Below are 26953 nucleotides of genomic sequence, written 5' to 3' on the forward strand. Positions count from 1 at the left end.
TTCTACATGAGGTAGAACAGTCGGCGCGCCGCGCCCTTGCCACGGGCTGCGGCCGGTGGAACTGTTGTTTGCACTGCATGCCGAAAGTGTTCTACACTCTGTAGAAGTTAGTCTTCTACGAAGCGTAGAAGACTGGGACTGATGAAAGCCTAGCCAAAAGTAGGGACTGCCTTGGACGCTTTGGAAATCGCACGCTGGCAATTCGGAATCACCACCGTGTATCACTTCATGATGGTCCCGCTGACCATCGGGCTGGGCCTCGTGGTGGCAGTCATCCAGACGGTCTGGTACCGCACCGGCAAGCCGGAGTACCTGCGCATGACCAAGTTCTGGGGGAAGCTCTTCCTGATCAACTTCATCATGGGCGTCGCCACCGGCATCGTGCAGGAGTTCCAGTTCGGGATGGCGTGGAGCGAGTACAGCCGCTTCGTCGGTGACGTGTTCGGGGCGCCGCTGGCGCTCGAGGCACTGCTGGCCTTCTTCGTGGAATCCACCTTCCTGGGGCTGTGGATCTTCGGCTGGAAGCAGCTCAAGCGGGGAGTCCACCTGGCCTGCCTCTGGATTGCCGTCGTGGGATCCGTGTTCTCCGCGTATTTCATCATCGTGGCCAACAGCTGGATGCAGCATCCCGTCGGCGTGGAAATGGTCAACGGCCGCCCGGTCATGACCGACGCCTGGGCCGTTTTCACCAACAACACCGCCCTCGTCGCAGTCCCGCACACCCTCTTCGGCGCCCTGGCGGTAGCCGGCGGCTTCCTGCTGGGCATTGCCTGGTACCACCTCTGGCGGCGACGCCATGACGGCATCGACACCGTTGGCCCGGACGGCAAGGTCATTCCCGGCGAAGCGGACATCCCCGGCCGGGACAAGGCCGACTACAAGGTCTGGATCCGCTCGCTGCGGATCGGCGCCGTTGTCGCCATGATTTCCTTCGCCGGCACGGCCCTCACCGGCGACCTCCAGGGCAAGCTCATGTTCGAACAGCAGCCCATGAAGATGGCCGCGGCCGAGGCCGCGTGCCACGACGGCACCGGCTTCTCCGTCCTGAGCGTCGGGAACGTCGGTTCGAAGAACTGTGACGACATCGTCGCGGTCATCGAGGTCCCCGGGATCCTGTCCTTCCTCGCCAAAGGCGACTTCACCACCGAGGTGAAAGGCGTCAATAGCCTGCTGGACCAGTACAAGGCCGACTACGGAACCCACCTTCCGGACAACCCCATCTACGGCGACCGGGCCGGGCAGGAGATCGAGTACGTTCCGGTCATGGAGGTGACCTACTGGGGCTTCCGGATGATGATCGGTTTCGGCGGCCTGGCTGCCTTGGCGGCACTCGTGGCCCTGTGGCTGACCCGCAAGGGCACCGTGCCTGCGTCCCGCGGGCTGATGCGGCTCGCAGTCTTCGGCATCATGGCACCGTTCGGCGCTAACGCTGCCGGCTGGATCTTCACCGAAATGGGCCGCCAGCCGTTCGTAGTGGCGCCCAACCCCGACCCCAGTGGGATCGACCAGGTGTTCATGTTTACCGCGGCCGCGGTTTCACCCGGCGTTTCCGCAGGGGAACTGCTCACTTCCCTGGTGGTCCTGACGGCCGTGTACGCCGTGCTGCTGGTGGTGGAGGTGAAGCTGCTCGTGAAGTACATCCGCGGCGGCGTCGTGTCCGCCATGCCCGAACTCGCCCACGCCCCGGTCGACGAGAACGAGGACGCCACACCGGGCCCCGGTACCGGCAAACCCGGCGGCTCCGACGACGTCCTGGCATTCGCCTACTAAGCGCAGAGGAATTCGACAATGGAACTGCTGCCCACCATCTGGTTCATCGCCATCGCGGTGTTGTGGACGGGATACCTCTTTCTCGAAGGATTCGACCTCGGCGTCGGCATGCTGATGAAGCTGTTCGCCCGCAACAACACCGAACGCCGTGTCCTGCTCAACACGATCGGACCGGTCTGGGACGGCAACGAGGTCTGGCTGCTGACCGCCGGCGGTGCCACGTTCGCCGCCTTCCCGCTCTGGTATGCCTCCCTGTTCTCCGCCCTCTACCTCCCCCTGCTGCTGGTCCTCGTGGCCCTCATCTTCCGCGCCGTAGCTTTCGAATACCGCGGCAAGGTGGACACTGACCGCTGGCGCGCCGTGTGGGACTGGGCCATTGCGGCCGGCTCCCTCGTCGCTGCATTCGGCGTCGGTGCCGCGCTTGCGCTGACCACCACCGGGCTTCCCATCAATGCGAACGGTGACCGCGAGGGCGGACCGTTCGCCTGGTTCAGCGGTTACGCCGTCCTGGGCGGGCTTGCCGTTGTGTGCTTCTCCCTGCTGCACGCGCTGGCATTCCTGGCACTGAAAACCGACGGCGACGTCAGGCACCGCGCCCGCAACTGGTTTGTCCGGCTCCTGCCCGTCCTCCTGCTCCCGATTGCCGGCTGGGCCATCAGCGTCCAGCTTCTCAGTGGCGAGGCCTGGACCATTGCGGCGGTTGCCGCTGCTGTTGTGGCCGCCGTGCTGGCCTGGCAATTCGGCCGGAACGGGCTCGAGGGGAAGGCGTTCCTGTCGCTTGGGGTGTTCCTGCTCCTCGGCAGCGCCTCAATCTTCGGTGCCGCCTTCCCGGTGGTGCTTCCCTCCACCATCAGCGCGGACTTTGACCTGACCATTTCCAACGCCTCATCGTCCGACTACACCCTGGGCCTGATGAGCATCGTTGCCTGCGTGGGTTTGCCGCTGGTGCTGGCCTACCAGGCCTGGACCTACTGGGTGTTCCGCCGCCGGGTCAGCGCCGCCCACATTCCGGAAGCCCACAGCTTCCTTCCTGCCATCGCCGCCAGGGCACTGGCCCCCAAAGACTAGGACCACATGAGACCGCAGTTCCCGGCCGGCCCCGCAAACCGTCTCGCGCTCTATTGGCTGGGCCTCCTTGCGGCCCTCAAGGCATTGTCGCTGGTGCTCATGGCCCAGGCCGTGGCATCCGTCCTTGCCGGTCTGGTAGCGCAGAACCCGGCCTGGGCCGAGCAGCTAGGCTGGGGATTGGCCGGAGTTGTCCTTCGGTCCCTGGCGGTTTGGGCCCAGGGCGTCGCGTCCCGGCGTGCCGCCCTCGGGGTCAAGGAAGAACTGCGCGCCGCTTTGCTGGAACGTGCGCTGCGGAACGGCACGCGTGCGGCAGGTCCGTCCGACGGCGGCCTGGCCATCCTGGCCACCAGGGGCCTCGACGCGCTGGACAGCTACTACACCCAGTTCCTGCCGGCCCTCGTCAACTGCGCCGCCATCCCGCTCCTGCTTGGCACCCGGATCCTGTTCGCCGACTGGGTCAGTGCGGTGGTGGTTGTGCTGACAGTGCCGCTCGTACCGGTTTTCATGGTGCTGATCGGCCGCTACACCGAAGACCGGGTGCGGGTCGCGCAATCGGCCCTGGCCAGGTTGTCCGGCCATATGCTGGAACTGGCCAAAGGCCTGCCCGTGCTCGTGGGCCTGGGCCGGGCCACCGCCCAGCGCGAGGCACTGGAGGACATTTCCGAGCAGTACCGGTCCCGCACCATGGAAACCCTCCGGACAGCCTTCCTGTCCGCCCTCGCCCTGGAACTCATCGCCACGATCTCAGTTGCCGTTGTGGCTGTCTTCATCGGCGTCCGCCTGGTGCACGGGGACATGGCGCTTGAGGCCGGGCTGCTTGCCCTGATCCTGGCGCCGGACTGCTACCTGCCGCTGCGGGAACTGGGCACCGCCCACCACGCCAGTGACGACGGCCGGGTTGCCTTGGCCGAGGTCACAGCGGTCATGGACGCACCCGAAGCCCGGCCCCTGCAGCCGCAGGACGGCACGGGGGCCGAAGGCGGCCTGCTCCCCGTGAAAAAGGCGTCCGACGGCGGCGCGGATCTTCCGGCGGTCACCGTCAGGAATCTGGTGGTGGCGTACGGCGGACGGTCGGAACCCGCCGTCGGACCGCTCAGCTTTGAGGCGCCCGCAGGGCAGATCACCGCCCTCGACGGCGCCAGCGGAGCGGGCAAGAGCACCATCCTGGGCGTCCTTGCCGGAACCGTAGGCACCGGCGGCGGTGCCTCGGTGGGCGGACGCATCGCGGGGTTTGTGCCATCGAGGGTAGCCTGGGTGCCGCAGCATCCGGTCATGGTGGAGAAAAGCGTGCTGGCCGAGGTGCAGCTGTATGTGGGGGATGGTGCCGCCACAGGCCCTGCCGCCACAGGCTCTGCCGCCGCTGCCCGGCGCTGCCTTGAGGCAGCCGGAGCCGGTCATCTTGCCGGGAAGCACCCCGCCGAGCTTAGCCCGGGGGAGCTGCGCAGGGTTGCCCTGGCGCGTGGCCTGGCCCGGATTGAGGCCGGCGCGACGCTGCTGCTGCTGGACGAACCCACTGCGCACCTGGACCGTGAATCCGCCAACGTGGTCAACGAAGCCATCCTTAAACTGCGCGGCCGGGCCACCGTCCTGCTGGTGGCGCACGACCGTCTCACCCGGGAACTTGCGGACCATGTAGTGTCCGTCGTCGCAGGCCCCGCCCCGGCCCGGCCGGCTATGGACCCCGCCGCCGCCGCCGGGTTCCGGAGGGTCCCCGCGGCAACGACAACGGCCCCGGCGGCAGTGACCGCGCGGGCGGCGGAAGCCGCGGAACAAACCACCGAACGCAGCACCCCCATCGTCACCCCCGCCGCCGGCACGCCCGCCGGAGCGGCCGCGGATCACGGTAAGGCTGCCCAGGCACGGGCCGGTGGCAACACTCCCGCCCGGATCTTCAGGCTCCTCCAGCCGGAGTCCCTCAAATTCGGCTCAGCCGGCATCTTGGGAGTCGTGGCAGCCCTCTTTGCCGTGGCCCTGGCGGGACTGTCCGGCTGGCTCATCATCCGGGCAAGCGAGCAGCCGCCCATTCTGTACCTCCTCACCGCCATCGTGGGCGTGCGGTTCTTCGGCATCGGCAGGGCGGTCCTGCGCTACACCGAGCGGCTCCTCCTGCACGACGCTGTCTTCGCCTCGCTCACCAGGCTCCGCGGCCGGCTGTGGGATTCGCTGAGCCGCCGGGCGCTGTCCCTGCGCCGGCTGTTGCAGGGCGGCAACGTGCTGGGCGCGGTAATCGACGACGTCGACACCGTCCGGGACCTGCTTCCCCGGGTGGTCCTGCCGCCCGTGACCGCAGTGGCCGTGGGCGCCTCGGCAGTGGCGGCCACCGCCCTGCTGCTGCCGGCGGCGCTGCCGGCAGCCGTCGCCGCTGCCCTGGTGTCCCTGGCGGCCGCCCCGGCGGCGGCCCTCATGGCCGACAGGATGTCCGCGCAGGCCGAGCAGCGGCTTCGTTCCGGGGTTCTGCGTGACGTTGCCGCAGCGCTGGATGCGCGGGCCGAACTGCACGCCAACGGGGTTGCCGGCCCGGTGCTGTCCGCCATCGGCGACGCCGACAAGGAGGCAACAGCCGCCTCGCAGCGGTCCGCGTGGGCGGAAGGGCTGGGCCAGGCCCTCACTGTCCTGGCCTGCGGCTCCGCGGCCCTGGGCTGTGCTGTTCTGGCCGGCCCCGGGGTGATGGACGGGTCCGTGGCCCCGGCCACCGCCGCCGTCGTGGTCCTCCTGCAGCTGGCCCTGGTGGATCCTTACGCCGCCATCACGACGGCGGTCCGCCAGTACCCGGCGCTCCGCCAGGTCCTGGACCGGATCAGCGAGGCGGGCGTGCTGGACACCCGCGATGCTGCGGACTCGGGGGCACCTGGGTCCCAGGCCACGGAGACATCCGGGCCGAATGCCGGGACCGGCGGACTGGAGCCTGTCTCACAACGCCCCGGCGCGCTGCCCGGCGTCGAGCTTCAGGAACTGTCCGCAGCGTGGCCAGGCGGGCCGGAGGTCTTCACCGGCGTCTCCGCAACGGCGGAACCCGGCCGCTGGCTGGCCGTCACAGGCGCCTCCGGCTCCGGAAAGTCAACCCTGCTCGCCGTGATGCTGGGGTTCCTGCCGCCGCACTCTGGCCGGATAGCCGTCACCGGGCGCGCGGCCTGGTGCCCGCAGGAAGCCCACCTCTTCGATTCCACCATCCGCGGCAACCTCATGCTGGGCCGGCCGGAGGGCGCGGCCGGCGATGCCGGACAGGACATGGCTGCCGCCTTGGCCGCCGTGGGGCTTGAGCCCCTGCTGCACCGGCTGGAAGATGGCGCCGACACGCGGATCGGGCCCGGCGGCGCGTTCCTGAGCGGCGGGGAGCGTCAGCGGCTTGCCGTTGCCAGGACGCTCATGACCGGGGCCGATGTGATCCTGCTGGACGAACCCACCGCGCACCTCGACGCCGAGGCGGGCAGGGAAATGCTGGCTGACCTTCGCAAGGGGCTCACCGGGCGGACAGTGGTATTGGTCACCCACAATCCTGACGACATCGACCCGGCAGACCGCAGGCTGGACCTTGACGCGGGAGCGGATGCCGGGCCTGTTCTGGCGCGGGCCGGGACCGGCAGCTAGCCTGTTGCCATGCTGAACGAGGATGCGCCGGTGCCCGGATCCTGGCGGAAGACCCTGGCCGGCGCGGGTTTGGAATGGCGTGCCGCGGCGGAGGAAGACCTTGACGCGTGGGCTGCCCTGATCGCCCGGACGGCGGAGGCGGAAAAGCCGGTGTGGTTCGAGCGGTCCGCGGACCTCGAGCAGATCCTGCAATCGAAGAAGAACCATCCCGCCGCCAACACCCTGCTGGTGCTGGAGGGCGGATCAGTTCCCCGCGCCTACGCCCGGATTACGAAGAACAAGGAGGGCGACAAGGCCTACGGCTTCGGCTGCGTCGACCCCGGCTGGCAGCGCCGGGGGATCGGGACGGCATTGCTGGGATGGCTCAGCGAACGGACCGTCCAGCGCTTCGCGGAGGATAGCCGGGCCGGGGGCAGTGTCCCGGTCCCGCGGCTGCGGATCCACATGGAGCAGCAGCATGAGCACCAGCAGCAATTGTTCCGCAAAGCGGGATTCCGGGTGGTGCGCTACTTCAACGAGATGCACCGGCACCTGGACGGTGTTCCACTTCCCGTGGTGCGGCTCGATGACAGGCTGGACCTCGTGACCATGCGCCCGGAGTTCAGCGAAGGCGTCCGGCTGGCCCACAATGCGGCCTTCCGTGACCATTGGGGCAGCGAGCCGCGGGACGAGGAGTCCTGGGGTTTCACGGTGAATGATCCGCAGGCGAGGCCGGACCTGAGCGCAGTGGTGCTGGACCGCGCGTCCGGGATCGTCGCGGGCTACCAGCTGGCCAGCCATGACCCGGACAGCGCGGCATCACGGGGCTACAGCGAGGGCTACACGGATCTGCTGGGCGTCCGCCGCGAGTACCGCGGACGGGGCATCGCCCAGGCCCTGCTCGCTGACGCGATGCGGCGATTTGCGGCGGCCGGGATGGACCGCGCATCCCTGGACGTCGATTCCGAGAACCCCACGGGCGCGCTCGCCCTCTACGAAAAGATGGGCTACGCCGCGGTCAACCGGAGCCTGGCCTGGGACAAGGAATTTCGCGTGCCCGGCTGACGCGGCCGGCTGCGGAGCTCAGGCGTCGACGTCGTGCAGGTGATGGACGACGTCGTGCAGGAAGTACTGCGCGAGGGTCATCACCGTGAACTCCGAGCCGTTGCTCCGGAAGCCTTTCCGGCCCCATTCGTCCTCATGCACGCCGGCGAATGACTCCGCGATCTGTTCTCCCTCGGCGGTCAGCTCGGCACTGACGACGGCGGGGTCCGCGTTGGCGTAGTCCTGCTCCACCGCAGTCTTGTCCTGGTCCCAGTTCTCGAACCGGGCGTTCTCTTCGGTGAGCATCAGGTTGAGCCGGTGGTCGAAAAGGCTGAAAACATCCCGGACGTGCGATGCGTACTCCAGCACCGACCACGTAGCGTCATCCGGGCGTTCAGCCACGTCCGGCCGGCGCAGTGCGGCCCGCCAGCGGGGAAGCATGTTGGAGACGCTCCCGGGAACCGTGGCCGGCGTGACCGTTGAGGCGTCGAAACCGCATTCCGGGCAGACCCGGGTCAGCACCCAGGTCCAGTCCTTTTCGTCAGGGATGATAGGCATGCCAGTAGTCTAGGGCCACGTCATGCTGGGCCCAATGGCGTCCACTGCCTGCGACAGCGGGATGCCGGAGCCGTCCCGGCGGCCATGTTCCTGCGGAAGCGACCGCGCCACTCCAGCCAGCGAAGACGCCTTGGCCGGACCGTGTCCTGCCCAGCCGATAAGGAGGGTGTCTTCGCCTTTCAGGAACCGGTGCGCCCGCACTCCCGCAGTGGCCCGGCCCTTGGCCGGGTACTCTGCGAACGCCGTCACCTTTCCGGCGCCCGGAGCCGTGCCCGGCAGGGCGCCTTCGGTCCCGGACACCGTCACCACGACGGCGGCCTCGTCACCGGGGGCGACAGTGCCGAAGAACAGCACCTGGTCCCCGGCGGCCAGCTTGATCCCCGCCATGCCGCCCGCGGTGCGGCCCTGCGGCCGGACATTTGCCGCGCTGAAGCGCAGCAGCTGGGCCTGCCTGGTCAGGAACACGAGGTCGACGTCGTCCGCCCCAGCGGGTTCCACACCCACCACCGTGTCCTTGTCCTTGAGGGCAATGACTTCCCAGTCCTCGCGGTTGAGGGGATAGTCGGGCTGCACGCGTTTGACGATGCCCTGCGCCGTACCGATCGCCAGCACCGTGTCCAGCGGAGCGAACGCAACCAGCGTTTCCCCCTTTAGCAGTGTGATGAAGTCCTTGGCCGGGACGCCGCCGGCCAGGTTGGGAAGCCCCGACATCGGCGGGAGTACGGGCATGTCCATGACCTGGAGGCGCAGCATCCGTCCCAGTGAGGTGACGGCGGCAATCTCGCCGCGCGCGGAGGTTTTCACCACGGACCGGAAGACGTCGTGCTTTGACCGCGGTCCGGACTCGGTAAGCGGCTCCTGGTTGGAGGTCCGGGCGATCTGTCCGCTGGCGGTCAGGATGGCCCAGCAGGGGTCATCGGCGATTTCCAGTGCGAGGGGGGCCGCCTTGCCCTTGCCGCCGGGTGCAGCGGCCAGCGCGGCGACGGTGGGGGAGACCGCTTCGGACTCGAGCAGGACCGTCCGGCGGGGCGTGCCGTACTTCTCGGCGATTTCGCCCAACTCATCGGACACCAGTTCGCGCAGGCGCTGGTCCGAACCCAGGATGGCTTCCAGCTCCGCGATTTCACGCTTCAGCTGGTCCTGCTCTTTTTCGAGCTCGATCCGGGAGTACTTGGTCAGCTGCCGGAGCCGGAGTTCCAGGATGTAGTTGGCCTGGATTTCGGTGAGATCGTAGATGGACATGAGGCGTTCCCGGGCGGCTGCAACCTCGTCGGAGGACCGGATGATCTGGATGACCTCGTCGATGTCCACAATCGCGATCAGGAGGCCCTCCACCAGGTGCAGGCGGTCCTTCTTCTTCTCCAGCCGGAAGGCCGTGCGGCGCCGTACAACGTTGATGCGGTGGTCAACGTAGACGGAGAGGAGCTGCACCAGACCCAGCGTCTGCGGCTGGCCGTCCACCAGCGTCACGTTGTTGATGCCGAAGGAATCTTCCATGGGCGAGTACCGGTAGAGCTGCTGGAGCACGGCGTTCGGGTTGAAGCCGTTCTTCAGCTCGATCACCAGCCGCAGGCCGTGCTTGCGGTCGGTGAGGTCCACGATGTCGCTGATACCGGTCAGCTTCTTGCCGTTGACGGCGTCCTTGATCTTCTCGATCACCTTCTCCGGACCCACCATGTAGGGGAGTTCCGTGACCACCAGCCCGGTGCGGCGGGCCGACAGCTGTTCCACCTCCACTTTGGCGCGGGTCTTGAACGAGCCGCGGCCCGTGGCGTACGCGTCGCGGATGCCGTCCAGCCCCACGATCCGTCCGCCGGTGGGCAGGTCCGGGCCGGGGACGAACCGCATGAGGTCCTCGAGCGTGGCCTCCGGGTTCGCGATCAGGTGCCTGGCGGCGGAGATGACCTCCACGAGGTTGTGCGGGGCCATGTTGGTGGCCATGCCGACGGCGATCCCCGTGGCGCCGTTGACCAGCAGGTTGGGGAACGCCGCCGGGAGGACATCCGGCTGGGTCAGCTGGTTGTCGTAGTTGGGGACGAAGTCGACCACATCTTCGTCGAGGTGGTCGGTGAGGCTGAGCGCAGCCGCCGCGAGGCGGGCCTCGGTATACCGCGGGGCCGCCGGGCCGTCGTCGAGCGAGCCGAAGTTGCCGTGGCCGTCGATCAACGGCAGCCGCAGTGAAAAGTCCTGCGCCATGCGGACCATGGCGTCGTAGATCGCCGTATCACCGTGGGGGTGCAGCTTGCCCATCACTTCGCCCACCACGCGGGCGCTTTTCACATGGCCCCGGTCCGGACGCAGGCCCATCTCGCTCATCATGTAGAGAATGCGCCGCTGCACCGGCTTCAGGCCGTCACGGGCGTCCGGGAGGGCCCGCGAATAGATGACCGAATAGGCGTACTCGAGGAACGAGCCTTCCATTTCCGACGTGACGTCGATGTCAACGATGTTCTCGGTGTAGTCCTGGACGGCGTCCCCTGCCGGGGCGGAACTTTGGCGGCGGGCCATGAGGCTGGTGGATCCTTAACGGTTTACTGGCGAATTTTAGCTAGGCTAAGCCTATGGTGGATCAGCCCGGGGACGGCGTATATCCGGAATATTGGGAAGCCGATGTCGTTCTGCGGGACGGCGGGACGGCTCATCTGCGCCCGATCCACCCCTCAGATGCCGACGCCGTGCAGGCTTTCCATACCGGCCAGTCGCAGAAGTCCATCTACATGCGGTTCTTCGCCTTCAAGGCGCGGCTCTCCAGCAAGGAGCTGAAGCGCTTCACGGAGGTGGACTACAAGGACCGGGTGGCGCTGGTGATCACCATTGGCGGCGAAATCCTGGGCATCGGCCGCTACGACCGGCTGGCCGATCCCGAAGAAGCCGAGGTTGCCTTCAATATAGCCGACGCCCACCAGGGCCGCGGCATCGGCTCTATCCTGCTGGAACACCTGGCCGCCGCCGCCCGCGAAAACGGCATCCGTAAATTCAGCGCCGAAGTGCTGCCGGAAAACCGCAAAATGCTGATGGTCTTCTCCGACGCCGGCTACGACGTCAAAAGGCATTTCGACGACGGCGTCGTGAGCCTTGAGTTCAACATCGACCCCACCGAAAAGTCCCGGGCCGTGATGGAGGCACGTGAGCACCGCGCGGAGGCACGAAGCATCCAGGAGCTCCTGGCGCCGTCGTCGGTCGCCGTGATCGGAGCCAGCCGCAAATGGGGCACCATCGGCTACCAGCTGCTCGAACACATCATCGAAGGCGGCTTCACCGGGCCCGTGTATGCCATCAACCCCGAGGCGCTGGAACTTGCGGGCATGCTGTCCTTCGCGAGGCTCTCGGAGGTGCCGGACCCTGTCGGGCTGGCCATCATCGCCGTCCCGTATGAGGAAGTCCCCAAAGTCGTGGCGGAATGCGCGGCCGCCGGAGTCAAGGGCGTTGTGGTGGCGACAGCCGGTTACGCCGACGACGGCGAACGCGGGCTGGCGCGGCAACGCGAGCTGGTCCGCCAGGCCAGGTCCAACGGAATGCGGGTGATCGGTCCGGCGTCCCTGGGTATCGTCAACACCAACCCGGCCGTGTCCCTGAACGCGTCCATGGCGCCGAGCCTGCCGCGCCGGGGCGGCCTTGGCCTGTTCAGCCAGTCCGCCGCCATCGGAGTGGCGTTGTACGCGGCCTCCAGCCGGCGCCGGCTGGGCCTCTCCACCTTCCTTTCGGCCGGTAACCGGGCGGACGTCTCCGGCAACGACATGATGCAGTTCTGGGAGGACGACGCCGACACCGCCGCGGTGGGGCTCTACCTCGAATCCATCGGCAATCCGCGCAAGTTTTCGCGTCTCGCCCGGCGCCTTGCCCGCACCAAACCCGTCATTGTCGCGAAATCGGACGCCATGGGCCTCCAGCTGCCGCCCGGGCATGCGGTGCGGACCACGCAGGCGCCCGCAGGCGCACTGGACGCGATGATGCGCCAGTCCGGTGTGATCCGGGTGGAGACAATCGAGCAGCTCATGGACGTGGCACAGATCGTCGCCGGCCAGCCGCTGCCCGCCGGAGCGGACATCGCCGTTTTCAGCAACTCCCGGGCGCTCGGCAAAGTGGTGGCGGACAGTGCCGCCGCCAACGGGCTTGGCGTTGAACGGATCGTCACCGACGTGGATCTCGACGCCGGCATGTCCCTTGCGTTGCCGGCCCTCCGCGAGAGCCTGGCCGGGACACTTGCTTCCGAGTCCATCCACGCCGTGGTGGTGGCGCTGCTGCCGGCACGCGGCCTGACCGTGGAAAAGATTGCCGGAGTTTTGGCGGAATGCTCGGCGGCGGCCGGGAAACCGGTGGTCGCCGCCTTCACCGGGATCCTGGACCCGTCCGTTTACGTCGAGGGCATGGTGGGCGCCGAACCGGTGCAGACCGAACGGGTGCAGGCCGAATCCGCAGGCGGATCAGTGCCGTGCTACTCCAACCCCGGCGCCGCCGTCGCAGCGCTCGCAGCCGTGGTCAAGTACGCCGAGTGGGTGGACCGCGACCAGGGCCTGTTCGTTGAACCGGAGGGCTGCGACCCGGAGAGTGTCAGGACTGAGCTGGAGGACATGCTCCATGACGTCCCCGGCGAACAGCTGGTGCAGCTTGGCCCGGCCAAGGCGTCAACGCTGCTGGCCCATTACGGCATCCATGTTGTTCCCTCTGAAGGCTTTGAGACGCCGGACCAGGCTGTAGCGGCCGCGGAGCGGCTGGGCTGGCCCGTGGTGCTCAAAACCACGGACCCCGCACTGCGCCACCGGCTGGATCTGGGCGGCGTGCGGCTGGACATTCAGGACGCCGATTCGTTGCGGCGGAACATCGTTGAAATGCATCGCGCCCTGGCACCGTACGGGTCGCCCTCCATGGAGGTCCAAACGATGGCGCCGGTGGGGCAGGCGTGCACGTTCCGGGCGATTGAGGATCCGCTGCTGGGTCCGGTGGTTTCCTTCGGGCTGGCCGGTGATGCCGTGAACCTCCTGGAGGACTGGGCCCACCGGGTGCCGCCGCTGTCCGGCGCCGATGTCCACGACTTCATCCGCGCGCCGCGCGCGGCCAGGAAACTGTTCGGCTACCAGGGCCTGCCGGCCGTGGATGTGGCGGCACTGGAGGACATCGCGGCGCGGTTGACCCGGCTCAAGGACAACCATCCCGAAATAGCGCTGATTGACTTCAATCCTGTCCTGGCCGGCCCGCGGGGCGCATCGATCCTGGCGGCCGACGTCCGGATCGCGAACGCAGCCCAGCGGACCGACAGCGCCCGGCGTGCGATGCGGAGCTAGCACAGTTAGCAAGTGCCCAGCCGATCTGTGAAAATGGGGTAATGAGTCCCCAGCCTCCCACGTCGAAGCCGCAAGCACCCCGAACCGGTCACCCGGCCACACACAGCCATAACGCGCATGATCACGGTGCCCAGGGCCAGAGCCTTGAAGGTGCCCTCCAGCAGGCAGGCTTCTACCCCCGGCTGGTGGCCGATGTTGTTGACGACGCACTGGACGGCCGCGATTGCATGGCGCACCTTGTGCACCTTGAGACCCACTTCGACCGGGCAGAAGTACGCCGCCACATCACGGTGCTGGTGCTGACGGACGACATGCTGGTCATCGCCCACGTTGACGACCAGCAGCTGGACGAGGCCGGGGAACAGATCGTCGCACAAATCTCCACCGAGTCGGTGCCCGTGGCGCAGATCCGCTCCGTGGTGCTGAGCTACATGTACGCCCAGCCGCAGAACTACAAGCCTTCCGACCCCGTCCGGGAACTCACCCTTTCCATCGCCTGGTCCGGGGGCCAGCGGCTGGACATGGGCCCGGCCAGCTGCGGTGATCCGCAGTGCGAGGCGGACCACGGCTACAGCGGCACCATCGCCCAGGAAGACATTGTGTTGCGCATCAGCGCCGAAGCTGACGGCCTGCAGGCTGTCCAGGACGCCAAGCTGTTCGCCCGGGCGCTGCGGGCCGTCAACACCGGTTCGCCGGCGCCCGTGCCGCACAGCCCCGTTCCCGCGCCGCGCCCCCGCACCGGTGTCTTCGGTAACCGCCTCAGCCGCGGGCACCAGCGCTGAGATGACGTCCGGAAACAACTCCGAACCGTCAGCCGTAGCCATCGTTGAAGGCACCTCCGCTCCTTCGCTCCTGCCTCCGGCGCCTGCCTTCGGCCAGCGCTCCATTGCGGAAGTCCTCAGCAGCGCAGCAGCCAGCCTCGGGATCGAGGGCTTCGAGAACCGGCTGAAGCTGCCGGCAGCCAAGCGGGTCTGCGTGGTCCTGGCTGATGGCCTGGGCCGCAGCCTGCTCAAGCAGAAATCGGCGCACACCCCGTTCCTCCGGTCCGTGATGCAGCAGGGCCAGGGCCCCGTTCCGGGGGCGCTGGACTCCGCTTTTCCCTCCACCACGGCGTCCTCGCTCGCCAGTTTCGGGACGGGGCTCCCCGCCGGCCAGCACGGAATGGTGGGCTACGACGTCCTCGATCCCGGGCAGGACAAAGTGGTCAACATGCTGGGCAACTGGGATGCCGGCGTGGACCCCCGAGTATGGCAGCCGTTTCCCACGGTGTTCGAGCGCGCGGCCGCCCACACCGACGTGACCACCATCAGCCTTCCGCAGTTCGGCGCCTCGCCCATGACGCAGGCAGCGCTGCGGGGAGGCCGGTTTATCGCCGCCAGTACTCCGCACGCACGGACGGCTGCGGCGGCGGAGGCCATGCTTGCCGCCGACAGCTCACTCATGTACTTCTACGTCAACGACCTGGACAAAGCCGGACACCGTTACGGCTGCCAGTCGGCCCAGTGGGAACACCAGCTTGAAGAACTCGACGCTACCGTTAAGCGCCTGAACGCAACCCTTCCGCCGGGAACCACGGTCCTGCTGACGGCGGATCACGGCATGCTCGACGTCCCTGAATCGCAGCGGCTCGACTATTCGGCAGAACCGGCCCTCATCGCCGGAGTCCGGCACACAGCGGGGGAGCCGCGCATGGTCCACCTGTACCTTGAACCGGACGCCGGTGAACAGGACCGGGCCAGGCTGATCGAATCGTGGCGGGATCGGTTCGGCGACAGGATCTGGGCGTTCACCCGGGATGAGGCTGTGTCCGCCGGGCTGTTCGGAGATGTCAGGCCGGAGGTCAGCGCGCGCATCGGCGACGTCATGATCGCCGCCCGGGATGCCCTGGCGTTCTACGACACCCGCCGCGTGCGTGCTGCCGCGCTGGACGTTGTAGGGCAGCACGGGTCGCTGACCAAAGCGGAGCGAGAGGTTCCGCTTCTTTGTTTCCAGGCTCAAGGCAGAAAGGGAGCGCGTGGCTGAACTTGTCTTCTTCTCCGGCACCATGGACTGCGGGAAATCCACCCTGGCCCTGCAGATGGACCACAACCACCGGGCCCGCGGGCGCGGCGGTGTCCGGTTCAGCCGCAACGACCGGGCAGGCGGGGCAAGGATCTCCAGCCGGCTCGGACTGGAGACGGACTGCGTGGAGGTCCTGGACACCACGGATTTCTGGGACGAGGTCATAGAACGCCGCACCCGCGGCCTCCGGGTGGACTACCTCATCTGTGACGAAGCCCAGTTCTACTCCCCGCTGCAGGTGGAACAGCTGGCCCGGATTGTGGACGAGATCGACGTCGACGTGTTTGCGTTCGGAATCAGCGCGGACTTCCGCACCCGGCTCTTCCCGGGATCGCAGAGGCTTATTGAGCTCGCGGACCGCGTCCAGGTCCTGCAGGTGGAAGCCCTGTGCTGGTGCGGACGCCGCGCCACCCATAACGCGCGCACCGTTGACGGCGTGATGGTGACTGAAGGGGCGCAAGTGGTGGTGGGCGACGTCGACATGGCCGGAGACCCGGCCTCCGCCTCAGCGGATCATGCCCCCGTGGTGGGCTATGAGACGTTGTGCCGGCGGCATTTCATGCGGCGGGTCACGGCCCACGGAGCCAATGTCATGGCCCAGCAGGACCAGCTGCTGCCGTTCGAGGTGGACGCCTGCCTGTGGCACGGTTCAGGGGAAACCCGGCACAGCTGACCAGGGTGCGCAGCAACCCGGCTTATCTATCCCGCGACGTTCCCTGACGACGCGGACGGAGCAGGTTTTGTGAGGTGGGTTGTGATCTCATCGGTCCAGGCGTCCACAGCCGCCCAGTCCCGCAAATCCCCGAAACGGCCGCCGGTGAGCCGGAACACCAGCCGGAGCAGTACCGGCATCTGGGCGGCCTCGTAGACGCCGGAGAAGAGTCTGTGGCCCCGAAGCGGAACGTCTTGTGACAAAACTCCGGCCAGACGCGCCTGTTGTAGCGCCGCACCCCGTTTGCGGAAAGGCTTCGGCAGGGCATCCGACATCCCCACGCTGAAGGCCCAGACGGGTCGTTTGGCCAGCTCGGGCGCATGGCGGGCAAGGAACAATGCAGCAGGGGGGAGCCACGCCTGGTTGTGAATGGCGCTTCCGACCACGACAGCCTTGTAGCCGGCGACGGACCCGACTTCCTCCACGGACCGGCACTCAACCTCACCCAGCCGCACAGCCATACGGGACGCCACGCGCTGGGCTATCTCCCGGGTGGAACCCATCGCGGTCGCGTAAGCGACGAGAACGGTCATAATGAGGCCTCCTACCTTCCGCTCTCCAGTCTCGTGGAAACTTGGCTGGCGGGAAGGTGCCATAAGTCCCGATGCGGGCCCAGGCGGGGCGGGACCGGCTTAGTCGCCGCGTGCGCCGAAAACTATTTCGTCCCAGCTGGGCACGCTGGAGCGCTTGGGCTTTGAAGGCTGCCGTTCCGGCTGCTCGGCTTCCCGGTCGTTCCGGGCCATGTCGTTCCTGGCAGCATCAGTGCGGGCCGCGTCACTCCTGGCCGCAGCCGGAGCATCCTCCCGGGGGCGGCGGGGGCTGCCGCCTCCCAGCAGTTCATCCAAGCCCACGTTCGGCGCGGATTCGCGGTTCCAGCCGGACTGGCGGGCGGGGGCCGTTTCCCGCACGGGAGCGGATTCTGCGCCGGTGGCTTCATCGCCTTGCGGGCGGCCGCCAGGTGCTGCCGGCGTGCTGCCGGACGCTTCGGCGGACTGTTCGTCCTCACCCGTCACCGGGCGCAGGGGCGAGGCCACGATGGTGATTTCACGGGTTTCCGTGCTGACGCCGTCGTGGAGTTTCAGCCGTTCATCGTCGTCCCCGGTGTGCCGCGGAGCCAGGCTCAGGCGGGACAGCATGGAGTCCCGGACCTCACGCTTGCGGGTAAAAGAATCTCCCTTGGCGGCAGGGGCAGCGGCCTCTTCGCCGTTGTCCGCCCCGGCCGTGCTCTCGTCTGCCTCAGGTTCACCGACAACTTCGGACGGACGCGGATGGGCTGCCGGGACACCGTTGGTGAGCAGCATAGCCAAGGCGTCGTCGCCGTCTTCGTCTACGCCCAGCCGTTGACCGCGGCGTGACCGCAGCATATCGAGCAGGCCGTCCGAATCCTTTCCGGGCTGGCCGGAAGCCGACCGGGCGGCGGCTGCCTCTGCGTCCGTCTCAAAGTCGAACGGCCGGTCGGAAACTGCTGACAGGCGGCGGGCAGGTACCGGGCCGTCGAGCGGTTCCAGCTCGCTGAGCTGCTGCGCCCAGCGGTTGGCGTTCTGCAGCGACTTGCGGGCAGGGCTGAACGTCCACATGGCTGGCGGTTCCTCGCCGATGCTGGTGTGCCGGCCGGGATTGGTCTCGAAGCGGGCAACCACCGTCCACGTACCGTCCGGGCGCCGCCAGGAGTCCCATTCGACGGTTGAGGACTCGATGCCGTGGGCGTTGAGCCGGTGAGCCACCATGTCACCGAGGGTGGCGGGGTTGTCTCCAAAGGCGGAGCGGTACACGTCATGGCCCGGTGCCGGAGAGGCCACTTCGATTTTTCGGGCCTGCTGTGCCACATAGTCGCGTTCAGCCAACACGGGGCCTTCATAGCGCTGGACCTTGGCCAGGGGAATGCCTGAGAGTTCTGATACCTCGGCGGCCGTTGCGCCGCTTCTGATGCGCGCCTGGATGTCCCGCGGGGACATGGCGACGGGCGCGGCCGCAGCGGCAACCCTCGCCGGAGAGCGGCTGGCCGCGAGCCGGAGAGCTTCGTCGATCGGCAGCTGGAACATCTCGCCGCCGGTGCCGCTCAACAGGAGATGCTCTCCGTCGTCGTGGACGCCTACAAGCCGTAGATCCTGCATACAAATCCTCCACCCTGGCATTACTGACATTCGAAACTCTGCCACCCGGCAGGAGCTTTTCCGGGGAGGGGAGAGGGCGCGCCGCGATATTCCGCGACTTTCCGGGGTTTCCCTCGCCTTCGCGACCGCCCGGGGAAAAATGGGCGCCTGGGCCGGGCACAAAATCAGGCCACCCGGCGTTTACATCGGTGAACCGGACCGGAGACCAGCCAGCGGGCGCCAACGCTCCCGAAGCGCGCTGACCCGGAGCCGGCGGACCCACCGAACTAAGCGGAGTGTGAACAGAAAATAATGGCGACAGATTATGATGCGCCGCGGAAATCAGAAGAGGAACTGAACGAAGATTCCATCGAGGAATTGAAGACCAGGCGCGCGGACAAGCCGACGGCCGTAGTGGATGAGGACGAATCCGACCTGGCCGAAGGCTATGAACTGCCGGGTGCAGACCTGTCCGGCGAGGAACTCCTGGTCCGCGTCCTGCCGGCGCAGGCGGATGAATTCACCTGCTCGTCATGCTTCCTGGTCCGTCACCGCTCACAGATCGCCCGCGAAAAGGACGGCTTGCTGTTCTGTAAGGATTGCGAGGGCTGACTACCCGGGGCTGCCCTCAGGCCTTCGTTAATGCGGCCGTGAGTTGCGCCGGGCGCCGTGTGGACGTGAGCCAGTAGGGAGTCGGATCCGAAGGGTCGGTGATCTCGATCCTCACCACGGGGTCAACCCAGCCGCGGATGCAAAGGTAGGCCAGTCCGTTCAGGCGCGGGCCGCGTTCAGCCGTCGCCTCCTTCCCGCTGAACGGGGTCACGCTGCCTACATAGCGGCGCTCGATGGTGGCCCGTCCCACCTGCAGGGTGTCCGCCGTCACCGTGATGGAGGGCGTGGAGAGGACCAGCAGCACCGTGATGATGGCGAACAGCACCAGCGCAGCCGTGATGCCGGCCGCCATGCTGATCGGAGCAAAAACAAGGATGCCGGCGCCGGACAGCCCGGCCGCCACCAGCCAGATCCACGGACTGGGGCGGAGCTTCTCGCTGTATACAACGGTTGTTCCGCGGGGTGTGCTGTTGGGGGCAGGCACAGCTGCACTAGATTCCGGCATAGGCCCAGCTTTCCACTTTTCCCGGGCTATTTCACCTTGGACAGGTGCCCGACGGTGCCGGCGGCGGCTAGGTCCAGACGCACCGCTGGCGTTAGAGTGAATGACTGTGACTGAACAAACTGCAGCCGTGAGTACTTTGCCGTCGGACTCCCCGGAAGGCAGCGCCGCCGCCTACGGATCGCCCACGCTGTCCGTGCAGCTGAAAATGCTCGACGACGGCCTCGAAGCCCCGTCCTACGCCCACCCCGGCGATGCCGGAGCTGACCTGAGGGCCCGCGAGGATGTTGTCCTCGAACCGGGTGAACGCCGGCTGGTGCCCACCGGAGTCTCGATCGCCCTGCCGAACGGTTTCGTTGCCCTCATCCATCCGCGTTCCGGGCTCGCCACCAAGCACGGGCTGACAGTGGTCAACGCCCCCGGAACGGTTGACGCCGGATACCGCGGAGAGATCGCCGTGACCCTGCTGAACACGGACCGGGAGAAGGCCATTGAGCTTCGTCGCGGCGATAGAATTGCACAGATGGTCATTCAGCGCGTGGAGTACGCACAGTTTGTGGCCGTTGCGGAATTGAGCGATTCGGTCCGCGGTGACGGCGGCTTCGGATCCACCGGCGGATTCGGTTTGGCCGGCGGCGTCGCGACACCCCAGGCCTAGCCGCCGGGGGCCGGCCGGCTGTGCCGGCGCCCCATGACTTACCGCGCGGCCCTGGTGGCACGGCGGGACAAGATCACAACTAAGGAGACAACCCGATGGTTTTTGGGCGTGGCAAGAAGGCCAAGAAGGACCAGGCAGCAGAGCCCGGGGAAAGCCTGGAAACTGCAGACTCCGCTGAGGAGAGCACCGGCCGGAAAGCCACGGGACCTTTTGACGTCTCGGAAATCGACAGCACGGACGGCTACGTGGACCTCGGAGCCCTGCTGATTGCACCGCGTGAAGGCCTCCAGCTGCGGCTCGAGATTGAGGAAGCCACGCAGCGGGTCGTGGCCGTCACCATGGACCTTGACGGTTCGAGCCTCCAGCTCCAGGCCTTCGCTGCCCCGCGCACCGAGGGACTCTGGGACGAGATCCGTGAACAGATCGGGCAATCGGTGGGAAGCCAGGGCGGTCAGGTCGAAGAGATCCCCGGTGTTTTCGGCACAGAACTGGTGGCTAAGCTTCCGGCGGGAACTGCCGACGGCGCGGGCGGCTACCGCGTAGCCCGCTTCATCGGCGTCGACGGTCCCCGCTGGTTCCTCCGTGGCGTATTGGGCGGCGAGGCTGCGTTGGACCGCGATGCCGCCGCGAACCTTGAATCCCTGTTCCGGCAGATCGTCGTGGTCCGGGGCGAGAGCCCGATGCCGCCGCGCGACCTGCTGCAGCTTCGCCTGCCGAAGGATTCCGCTCATGCACCGCAGCAGGGCGCACCGGAATTCGAGCAGCCCGAGCGCGGACCGGAGATCACCCAGATTGGCTGATCCGGCCGGCGAGTATCCACGGCCCGAACTTTCCATTAGTGGATTGCCGGACCGTGGACGGGTGCTGTGCCGCGGCTTTATAGAGTCCGTCACGTACGTTCCGGCCACCCAGGTTGCCACGTTCACCGCGATCGTCACGGACCACGACCTCCCGCGCAACAAGGGCGGACTCGCCCCGGTTGCCGCGGAACCGCCGTCGGCCCGGAAGCCCGGGGGACCGGGCCGGCGCGACCGGCTGCGGGTCGTGTGGCTCGGCCGGCGGCGGGTACCCGGCGTCGACCCGGGCTGCGAACTCCGGCTCGAAGGCATGCTCACAGTGCGCGACGGCCTTCCCACGATGTTCAATCCCCGCTACGAAATACTGTCCCGCCAGGAGAACGAATGACGACGTCCGAGAACCCGGACCCCGCTGCGGGTCCGGGCAAGCCGCGGCCCACCCCGGAACCGCCGTCTGTGGCCGACCTCGCAGAAGGCTACGCCGTGAAGGCCGGCCTGCACCGGTCGAAGGACGGCAGCATCGATGTGGTCAAGAGTGCAGGCGGCGTCCAGGGCATCGCGGAGAGCATCGTCCCGGGACTCGTCTTCCTCGTGGCGTTCACCATCACCCGCGAGCTCACCCTGTCCCTGATAGCCGCCCTGGCTGCAGCCGCCGCCTTCACTGTTGCCCGCCTTGTCCAACGACGGCCGCTGACTCAGGCGCTGGCCGGGATCGTCGGCGTCGGAATTAGCGCCTGGCTGGCGAACACCACCGGTAAGGCTCAGGACTTTTACGTGCCGGGGTTCTTCACGAATGCGGCCTACATCGCCGGCATGGTGGTGTCCATTGCGCTCCGGTGGCCCATCGCAGGCCTGCTGTTCGGTTTCATCCGGAACGAGGGCCTGGAATGGCGCAAGGACCCGGCCCGTGTCAGGGCCTACCGCCTGGGCACCTGGGTGATCGTGGGCGTCCTGGCCCTGCGGCTGCTGGTCCAGGTGCCGCTGTACCTCCTCGGCGAGCAGGGCCTGGCCGCCCTCGCCACAACCCGGCTCATCATGGGTGCCCCGCTGTACATCCTGGGGATCTGGGTGGCATGGCTCATCACCAGGCCGCCAGTTCCGGTGAACTCTCCGTCCCCGGCGGAACCGGGCGCACCTTCGCAGCCCGGTCCTCCGCCGCTGCCTTAGGCATCGGATCTAGCCGTCGAAACCGTCGTCCTCGGGAGCCTGCTGCTCCTGCTGGCGGGCGGGGTGGCCGTCCTCCTGCCCCTCCGCCAGGTCCGCTTCCCGGTCCAGCTGCCGTTCGGGGGACAGTAGCGCCCTAAGGCCGTCTTCGGCAGCGATGGTGGTGACGAAGAACAGTTCGTCGCCGCCGTCGAGCACATCATCCCTGCTGGGCGTGATGGGGGCCTGGTCGCGGAGGATCGCCACCAGCGTGGAGTCCTCGGGCCAGTCGATGTCTCCTACAGTGACTCCGATGACGTGGGAGTCGTGGGGCACGGTGAACTCGACGAGGGACGAAACACCGGTCTGCAGGGTCAGCAGCCGGACGAGGTCGCCGATTTCCACCGCTTCTTCAACGAGGGCGGTCATGAGTTGCGGTGTGTTGACCGCGACGTCGACGCCCCAGGAGTCGTTGAACATCCAGTCGTTCTTGGGGTTGTTGACGCGTCCCACCGTGCGTCCGACGCCGAACTCGGTCTTCGCCAGCAGGGACACCACCAGGTTGACCTTGTCGTCTCCCGTGGCCGACACCACGACGTCGGCGTCGTCGAGCTTGGCGTCCTGGAGCGTGCTCAGTTCGCAGGCGTCGCCCACCAGCCAATGCGCGCCGCGCAGCCCGCTGCGGCCTATCACCTCCGGCTTCAGGTCGATCAGCAGGATTTCGTGTTTGTGGGAAAGAAGCTCACGGGCGATCGAGGAACCGACGCTCCCTGCCCCGACGATGACGACTTTCACTTACTGCTCCTTGGGTGGTTCTTTGGCAAGAATGTGGCCTACCTCGGCACTGCGGTCCACCCGCAGCATGGCATGGACAGTGTCGCCCTCCTGGTAGGACGTGCCCGGGCCGGGCAGCATCCCCTCACCGAACCTGGTCAGGTAGGCGATCCGGATGCCGGCGACCTTCTCGATTTCGGCCACTGAATGCCCGATCCAAGACGGATCGAGGTCGATTTCGGCGAGGACCAGTCGCCCGGAAGGCTCACGGAAGTCTCCGGCGAGGTGCTGTTCGGGGAGGATCCGGCGCAGCACCTGGTCGGCACTCCAGCGCACTGCCGCCACCGTCGGTATGCCCAGACGCTGGTAGATCTCGGCACGGCCGGGGTCGTAGATCCGGGCCACGACGTGGGGGACATGGAACGTTTCGCGGGCAACCCGGGTGGCCAGGATGTTGGAGTTGTCTCCGCTGGACACTGCCGCGAAGGCATAGGCCTCGCTGACGCCGGCCTGTTTCAGGGTTTCCCGGTCGAACCCGACTCCGGTGACCTTCCGGCCGGAAAAACCGGTGCGGAGCCTGCGAAAGGCACGGTCGTCCTGGTCGATGATGGCCACCGAATGGCCCGCATCCTCGAGGGTGTGCGCCAGCGTTGCTCCCACGCGGCCACAACCCATGATCACGAAGTGCGCCACCCGTGCCTCCTCAGTCTTTTTCCTGTTGCTGCGTAAGACTCTACCGGCCGTCCGGGCTGCCCGTTCCGGTGTCCGGCAGATCCTGTGCGCGGCCCCGCGGGCAACCGCGGAGCCAACAGCCGGATGCTGTCATGACATCGCGTCCGAATCAGACTAGCTTTGTGGAGTGCTGACAATATTGAATGCCGTGAAACGGGTTCTCGTGGGGCGGCCATTCCGCAATGACCGGCTGGCCCATACCTTGCTGCCCAAGCGGATCGCGCTTCCGGTCTTCGCCTCTGACGCCCTGTCTTCGGTGGCCTACGCGCCCGACGAAATCCTCCTGACCCTGGCCCTGGCGGGTGTGAGCGCCGTGGCATTCTCGCCCTGGGTGGGGCTGGCCGTCATGGTAGTGCTGTTGACCGTCGTCGCGTCCTACCGGCAGAACGTCCACGCTTACCCCTCCGGCGGCGGCGACTACGAGATCGCCAACGAAAACCTGGGCAAGTACGCGGGACTGACAGTCGCGTCCGCATTGTTGGTGGACTATGTGCTCACGGTTGCCGTCTCGATGTCGTCCGCTGCAACCTACCTCACCACCGCGGTCCCTGCGCTGCACGGCCAGCAGGCATTGATTGCCACCGTGGGCGTCATCATTTTGGCGTTGGTGAACCTGCGCGGCATCAAGGAAGCGGGAAGCGTCTTTGCCGTCCCCACGTACATCTTCATGGCCTCCATTCTCGGGATGACTGCAGTCGGCGTTTTCCAGGCCCTCACCGGCCAGTTGGGCAAGGCGCCGTCGGCGGACTTCACGATCGTTCCGGCCGCCGGATTCGACGAAGGGTTGGTGGGACTGGCCGGAGCGTTCCTGTTGCTGCGGGCGTTCTCCTCGGGCGCAGCCGCCCTGACCGGGGTGGAAGCCATCAGCAACGGCGTCCCCAATTTCCAGAAACCGAAGAGCAAGAACGCTGCCACCACCCTGCTTCTGCTCGGCGTCATCGCCGCCTCCATGCTGGCCGGCATCATCTACCTGGCGAATGCCACCAAGGTGCACATTGTTCTGGACCCCGCCACGGAATTCCTGCTCAACGGGCAGCCGCTCCCGGAAAACTACATCCAAAGCCCGGCGATCAGCCAGATAGCCCAGACTATCTTCGGACCCGGCTCGGTGCTGTTCTACATCGTCGTTGCAGCAACCGGTGTGATCCTGGTCTTTGCCTCCAACACGGCGTTCAACGGCTTTCCGGTCCTGGGCTCTATCCTGGCCCAGGACGGTTACCTGCCGCGCCAGCTGCGCACCCGCGGGGACCGGCTGGCGTTCAGCAACGGCGTCCTGGCCCTCGCCGCGGGCGCCCTCGTGCTCATCCTGTCGTTCAACGCCGACGTCACCAAGCTCATCCAGCTGTACATTGTGGGCGTCTTCATCTCGTTCACGATGAGCCAGCTCGGCATGATCCGGCACTGGGGCCGGGAGCTGAAGCTCGCCAGGGACCCCGCCGTCAAGCTGCGCATGCTCAAGTCCCGCATCATCAACACGATCGGCTTCGGCATGACGGCGCTGGTCCTGGTGATCGTGCTGATCACCAAGTTCGAACAGGGGGCCTGGATCGCCCTGCTGGCGATGTTCGTGCTCTTCCTGATCATGTGGAGCATCCGCGCACACTACGACAACGTGGCCAAGGAACTGGCCGTGGATGAGGATTCCTCGCCCCGCGCCCTGCCGTCCAGGGTCCACGCCGTGCTGCTGGTTTCCCACGTCCGCAAGCCGGTTCTGCGGGCACTGGCCTATGCCCGGGCGTCGCGGCCCTCCCGGCTTGATGCCATCACGGTGGACATCAACTCCGAAGAGACCGCGCACACCCTGGCCGACTGGGAGAAACTGGAAATTCCGGTGCCGCTGACGGTGCTCGCCAGCCCGTACCGGGAAACGGTGACCCCCATCATGGAATACGTGAAAAACATGCGGCGGGATTCACCCCGGGACCTGATCGTGGTCTACATCCCCGAGTACGTAGTGGGCAAATGGTGGGAACAGCTGGTCCATAACCAGACCGCCTTGCGTATCAAAACCCGCCTCCATTTCGAGCCGGGAGTCATGGTGGCCAGTGTGCCGTGGCAACTGAAATCGTCCGAAGAAGCCAAGAAATTGCAGGATATCCAATGAACCCCGAGACCCAGACCCGCACGCATGCCGAACTCGTGGTGGATATCGGGCCCATCGCCCACGGCGGGCACTGCGTTGCCCGCCACGAGGGCCGCGTAGTGTTTGTGCGCCATGCCATTCCCGGCGAAAAGGTCCGGATCCGCCTGACGGATGCCGGCGAGGAATCCAAGTTTTGGCGAGCCGATGTTGTGGAAGTGCTCGAAGCATCGCCGGACCGCGTGCCCCACTTCTGGCATGTGGCGGATTCGCTTCGGGCATGGTCGCACGGACACCCTCCGGTGGGCGGCGCCGAGCTGGGCCACGTTTCCCTTGGACGTCAGCGCAGCCTCAAGGCTGACGTTCTGGCCGAACAGCTGAAGCGGCTCGCCGGCGTCGAACGCGTCACCGAGGTGGAAGCCGTCGGCGCGGCCGCCGCAGGCGACCACGGCCCCGGGGCGCCGGGGCTGGGCTGGCGCACGCGGGCGAGCTTTGCCGTGACGCCCGCCGGGAAGCTGGGCATGCACGCACACCGTTCCGACCAGGTCATTGCCATCCGCGAGATGCCATTGGCCGTGGCCGGCATCAACGACCTCCGGCTGTGGGACATCGACCTCACGGGCGTTGAACGCGTTGAAGTGGCCGCGCCAGCCAACGGCTCGCGCCCGCTGGTCCTGCTGGCACCGGCCGAAGGGACCCGCACCAAGCGCCTCAGCGGGATCCTCGCGCAGCTTCCCGACGAGGTCTCGGTGGCAAGCTTCGATCCGGCCAAGGGCGACGCGCTGCAGCTGCGCGGCCGCACCTGGGTGCAGGAGTCGGCCGCCGGGCACGAGTTCCGGGTCACGGGGGAAGGCTTCTGGCAGATCCACCGGGATGCTCCGGAGACACTCGTCGGCGCGGTGAAGGGATTCCTGCACGACGGCGGATACCTGGAGCCGGGTGCCGTGGTTGCGGACCTGTACGCCGGGGCAGGGCTGTTTACCGCCGCCCTGGCGGACGCCGTGGGCGTGACCGGCTCCGTGCTGTCCGTTGAGGGTGCCCCCGGTACCAGCCGGGACGCGCGGAAGAACCTGCACGGAGCGCCGCAGGTGGAGATTGTGCAGGGACGCGTGGAACGGGTCCTGCGCCAGACGCCACGTAACTTCGATGCCCTGGTGCTGGACCCGCCCCGCGCCGGCGCGGGCAAGGCAGTGGTCAGCCAGCTGATGGCGGCAGGTCCCCGGGCCATCGCCTACGTGTCATGCGACCCGGCGTCTTTCGCCCGGGACCTGGGGTACTTCCGGCAGGGAGGCTGGCAGCTCGCAGAGCTGCGGGCGTTCGACCTGTACCCGCACACCCACCACATGGAGACAGTGGCGTTGCTGACGCCCCCGGCCTGATGTGACTAGGATGGGCGTAGTAGTCCCACGTCGCGCGCCGAATTCTCGGCTGACCCCATGCTCTTTTGTATGACCTTGTACTAATTAGGATGACCTAACTAGCAAGCGGTCTACCGCGCGA

The 26953-nt window shown here is 67.1% G+C and carries 22 protein-coding genes; 15 read left to right on the plus strand and 7 right to left on the minus strand.

Translation table 11 applies throughout. The features are described 5' to 3' along the window. The first annotated feature begins 171 nt into the window (after window positions 1-171). From ACSQ12_RS08310 to ACSQ12_RS08325, 4 genes are read left to right on the plus strand one after another with little or no spacing between them, the layout of a single operon-like run. On the plus strand, window positions 172-1770 hold the full coding sequence (locus ACSQ12_RS08310) for a cytochrome ubiquinol oxidase subunit I (RefSeq protein ID WP_209745911.1): 1599 nt from the start codon (window positions 172-174) through the stop codon (window positions 1768-1770). An 18-nt stretch (window positions 1771-1788) separates the two neighbouring features. Further along, entirely contained in the window at window positions 1789-2838 is a 1050-nt protein-coding gene (gene cydB / locus ACSQ12_RS08315) for a cytochrome d ubiquinol oxidase subunit II (protein ID WP_436065008.1), read from the plus strand. A gap of 6 nt (window positions 2839-2844) precedes the next feature. Continuing rightward, window positions 2845-6426, plus strand: coding sequence for a thiol reductant ABC exporter subunit CydD (gene cydD / locus ACSQ12_RS08320; protein ID WP_436065009.1), 3582 nt, complete (start codon window positions 2845-2847; stop codon window positions 6424-6426). 9 nt (window positions 6427-6435) lie between these two features. Further along, on the plus strand, window positions 6436-7470 hold the full coding sequence (locus ACSQ12_RS08325; RefSeq protein ID WP_436065010.1) for a GNAT family N-acetyltransferase: 1035 nt from the start codon (window positions 6436-6438) through the stop codon (window positions 7468-7470). A gap of 18 nt (window positions 7471-7488) precedes the next feature. Here ACSQ12_RS08325 and ACSQ12_RS08330 read toward each other — a convergent pair whose 3' ends face one another. Both ACSQ12_RS08330 and ACSQ12_RS08335 read right to left on the minus strand, forming a co-directional pair. Continuing rightward, entirely contained in the window at window positions 7489-8007 is a 519-nt protein-coding gene (locus tag ACSQ12_RS08330; protein ID WP_209745904.1) for a DinB family protein, read from the minus strand. 9 nt (window positions 8008-8016) lie between these two features. Beyond that, window positions 8017-10515 carry a DNA gyrase/topoisomerase IV subunit A gene (locus ACSQ12_RS08335; protein ID WP_436065011.1) on the minus strand — a complete coding sequence of 833 codons (2499 nt, stop codon included), beginning with the start codon at window positions 10513-10515 and terminating at the stop codon, window positions 8017-8019. A 53-nt stretch (window positions 10516-10568) separates the two neighbouring features. On the opposite strand from ACSQ12_RS08335, the gene ACSQ12_RS08340 reads away from it, so the two are divergent. From ACSQ12_RS08340 to ACSQ12_RS08355, 4 genes are read left to right on the plus strand one after another with little or no spacing between them, the layout of a single operon-like run. Further along, window positions 10569-13289, plus strand: a complete 2721-nt coding sequence (locus ACSQ12_RS08340) for a bifunctional acetate--CoA ligase family protein/GNAT family N-acetyltransferase (RefSeq protein ID WP_436065012.1) — start codon at window positions 10569-10571, stop codon at window positions 13287-13289. Window positions 13290-13330: 41 nt separating this feature from the next. Beyond that, the gene (locus tag ACSQ12_RS08345; RefSeq protein WP_436065013.1) at window positions 13331-14071 is read left to right on the plus strand and encodes a DUF5998 family protein; all 741 of its coding nucleotides are present in this window, start codon (window positions 13331-13333) and stop codon (window positions 14069-14071) included. 1 nt (window position 14072) lies between these two features. Further along, window positions 14073-15311, plus strand: coding sequence for an alkaline phosphatase family protein (locus ACSQ12_RS08350; protein ID WP_436065014.1), 1239 nt, complete (start codon window positions 14073-14075; stop codon window positions 15309-15311). Then, window positions 15304-16023 (plus strand): thymidine kinase, encoded by a 720-nt coding sequence (locus ACSQ12_RS08355; protein WP_011691491.1) that lies wholly within the window; start codon window positions 15304-15306, stop codon window positions 16021-16023. The genes ACSQ12_RS08350 and ACSQ12_RS08355 overlap by 8 nt, the downstream gene beginning before the upstream one ends. Before the next feature lie 26 nt (window positions 16024-16049). Here the strand turns inward: ACSQ12_RS08355 and ACSQ12_RS08360 are convergent, their stop codons facing one another. Together ACSQ12_RS08360 and sepH are read right to left on the minus strand one after the other, a co-directional pair. Then, window positions 16050-16595, minus strand: coding sequence for a flavodoxin domain-containing protein (locus ACSQ12_RS08360; RefSeq protein ID WP_209745894.1), 546 nt, complete (start codon window positions 16593-16595; stop codon window positions 16050-16052). 99 nt (window positions 16596-16694) lie between these two features. Further along, the gene (gene sepH, locus ACSQ12_RS08365) at window positions 16695-18176 is read right to left on the minus strand and encodes a septation protein SepH (protein WP_436065015.1); all 1482 of its coding nucleotides are present in this window, start codon (window positions 18174-18176) and stop codon (window positions 16695-16697) included. Between the two features lie 291 nt (window positions 18177-18467). Between sepH and ACSQ12_RS08370 the strand changes: the two genes are divergently transcribed. Then, window positions 18468-18767, plus strand: a complete 300-nt coding sequence (locus tag ACSQ12_RS08370; RefSeq protein ID WP_011691494.1) for a DUF4193 domain-containing protein — start codon at window positions 18468-18470, stop codon at window positions 18765-18767. A gap of 16 nt (window positions 18768-18783) precedes the next feature. On the opposite strand, the gene ACSQ12_RS08375 is transcribed toward ACSQ12_RS08370, so the two are convergent. Next, window positions 18784-19272, minus strand: coding sequence for a DUF3093 domain-containing protein (locus ACSQ12_RS08375; RefSeq protein ID WP_436065016.1), 489 nt, complete (start codon window positions 19270-19272; stop codon window positions 18784-18786). A gap of 106 nt (window positions 19273-19378) precedes the next feature. On the opposite strand from ACSQ12_RS08375, the gene dut reads away from it, so the two are divergent. The 4 genes from dut (at window position 19379) to ACSQ12_RS08395 (ending at window position 21891) form a co-directional block, all read left to right on the plus strand. Then, the gene (dut, locus tag ACSQ12_RS08380; RefSeq protein ID WP_209745888.1) at window positions 19379-19927 is read left to right on the plus strand and encodes a dUTP diphosphatase; all 549 of its coding nucleotides are present in this window, start codon (window positions 19379-19381) and stop codon (window positions 19925-19927) included. A 95-nt stretch (window positions 19928-20022) separates the two neighbouring features. Then, the gene (locus ACSQ12_RS08385; RefSeq protein WP_436065017.1) at window positions 20023-20727 is read left to right on the plus strand and encodes a DUF3710 domain-containing protein; all 705 of its coding nucleotides are present in this window, start codon (window positions 20023-20025) and stop codon (window positions 20725-20727) included. Next, a complete protein-coding gene (locus ACSQ12_RS08390; protein WP_436065018.1) occupies window positions 20720-21112 on the plus strand; it encodes a hypothetical protein in 393 nt (130 codons plus the stop codon). Before ACSQ12_RS08385 ends, ACSQ12_RS08390 begins: the two co-directional genes overlap by 8 nt. Then, the gene (locus ACSQ12_RS08395; protein ID WP_436065019.1) at window positions 21109-21891 is read left to right on the plus strand and encodes a DUF3159 domain-containing protein; all 783 of its coding nucleotides are present in this window, start codon (window positions 21109-21111) and stop codon (window positions 21889-21891) included. The genes ACSQ12_RS08390 and ACSQ12_RS08395 overlap by 4 nt, the downstream gene beginning before the upstream one ends. Before the next feature lie 9 nt (window positions 21892-21900). Here ACSQ12_RS08395 and ACSQ12_RS08400 read toward each other — a convergent pair whose 3' ends face one another. Both ACSQ12_RS08400 and ACSQ12_RS08405 read right to left on the minus strand, forming a co-directional pair. Continuing rightward, on the minus strand, window positions 21901-22662 hold the full coding sequence (locus tag ACSQ12_RS08400; RefSeq protein WP_209745880.1) for a potassium channel family protein: 762 nt from the start codon (window positions 22660-22662) through the stop codon (window positions 21901-21903). Further along, window positions 22663-23334 carry a potassium channel family protein gene (locus ACSQ12_RS08405; RefSeq protein ID WP_011691501.1) on the minus strand — a complete coding sequence of 224 codons (672 nt, stop codon included), beginning with the start codon at window positions 23332-23334 and terminating at the stop codon, window positions 22663-22665. A 166-nt stretch (window positions 23335-23500) separates the two neighbouring features. Here ACSQ12_RS08405 and ACSQ12_RS08410 point away from each other — a divergent pair, with 166 nt between their 5' ends. Beyond that, window positions 23501-25477 (plus strand): APC family permease, encoded by a 1977-nt coding sequence (locus tag ACSQ12_RS08410; protein ID WP_043429654.1) that lies wholly within the window; start codon window positions 23501-23503, stop codon window positions 25475-25477. After that, window positions 25474-26832 carry a class I SAM-dependent RNA methyltransferase gene (locus ACSQ12_RS08415; protein WP_436065020.1) on the plus strand — a complete coding sequence of 453 codons (1359 nt, stop codon included), beginning with the start codon at window positions 25474-25476 and terminating at the stop codon, window positions 26830-26832. Before ACSQ12_RS08410 ends, ACSQ12_RS08415 begins: the two co-directional genes overlap by 4 nt. Window positions 26833-26953 lie beyond the last annotated feature (121 nt).

The sequence above is a fragment of the Arthrobacter sp. LjRoot14 genome (genome assembly GCF_964253905.1).
GTDB lineage: Bacteria > Actinomycetota > Actinomycetes > Actinomycetales > Micrococcaceae > Arthrobacter.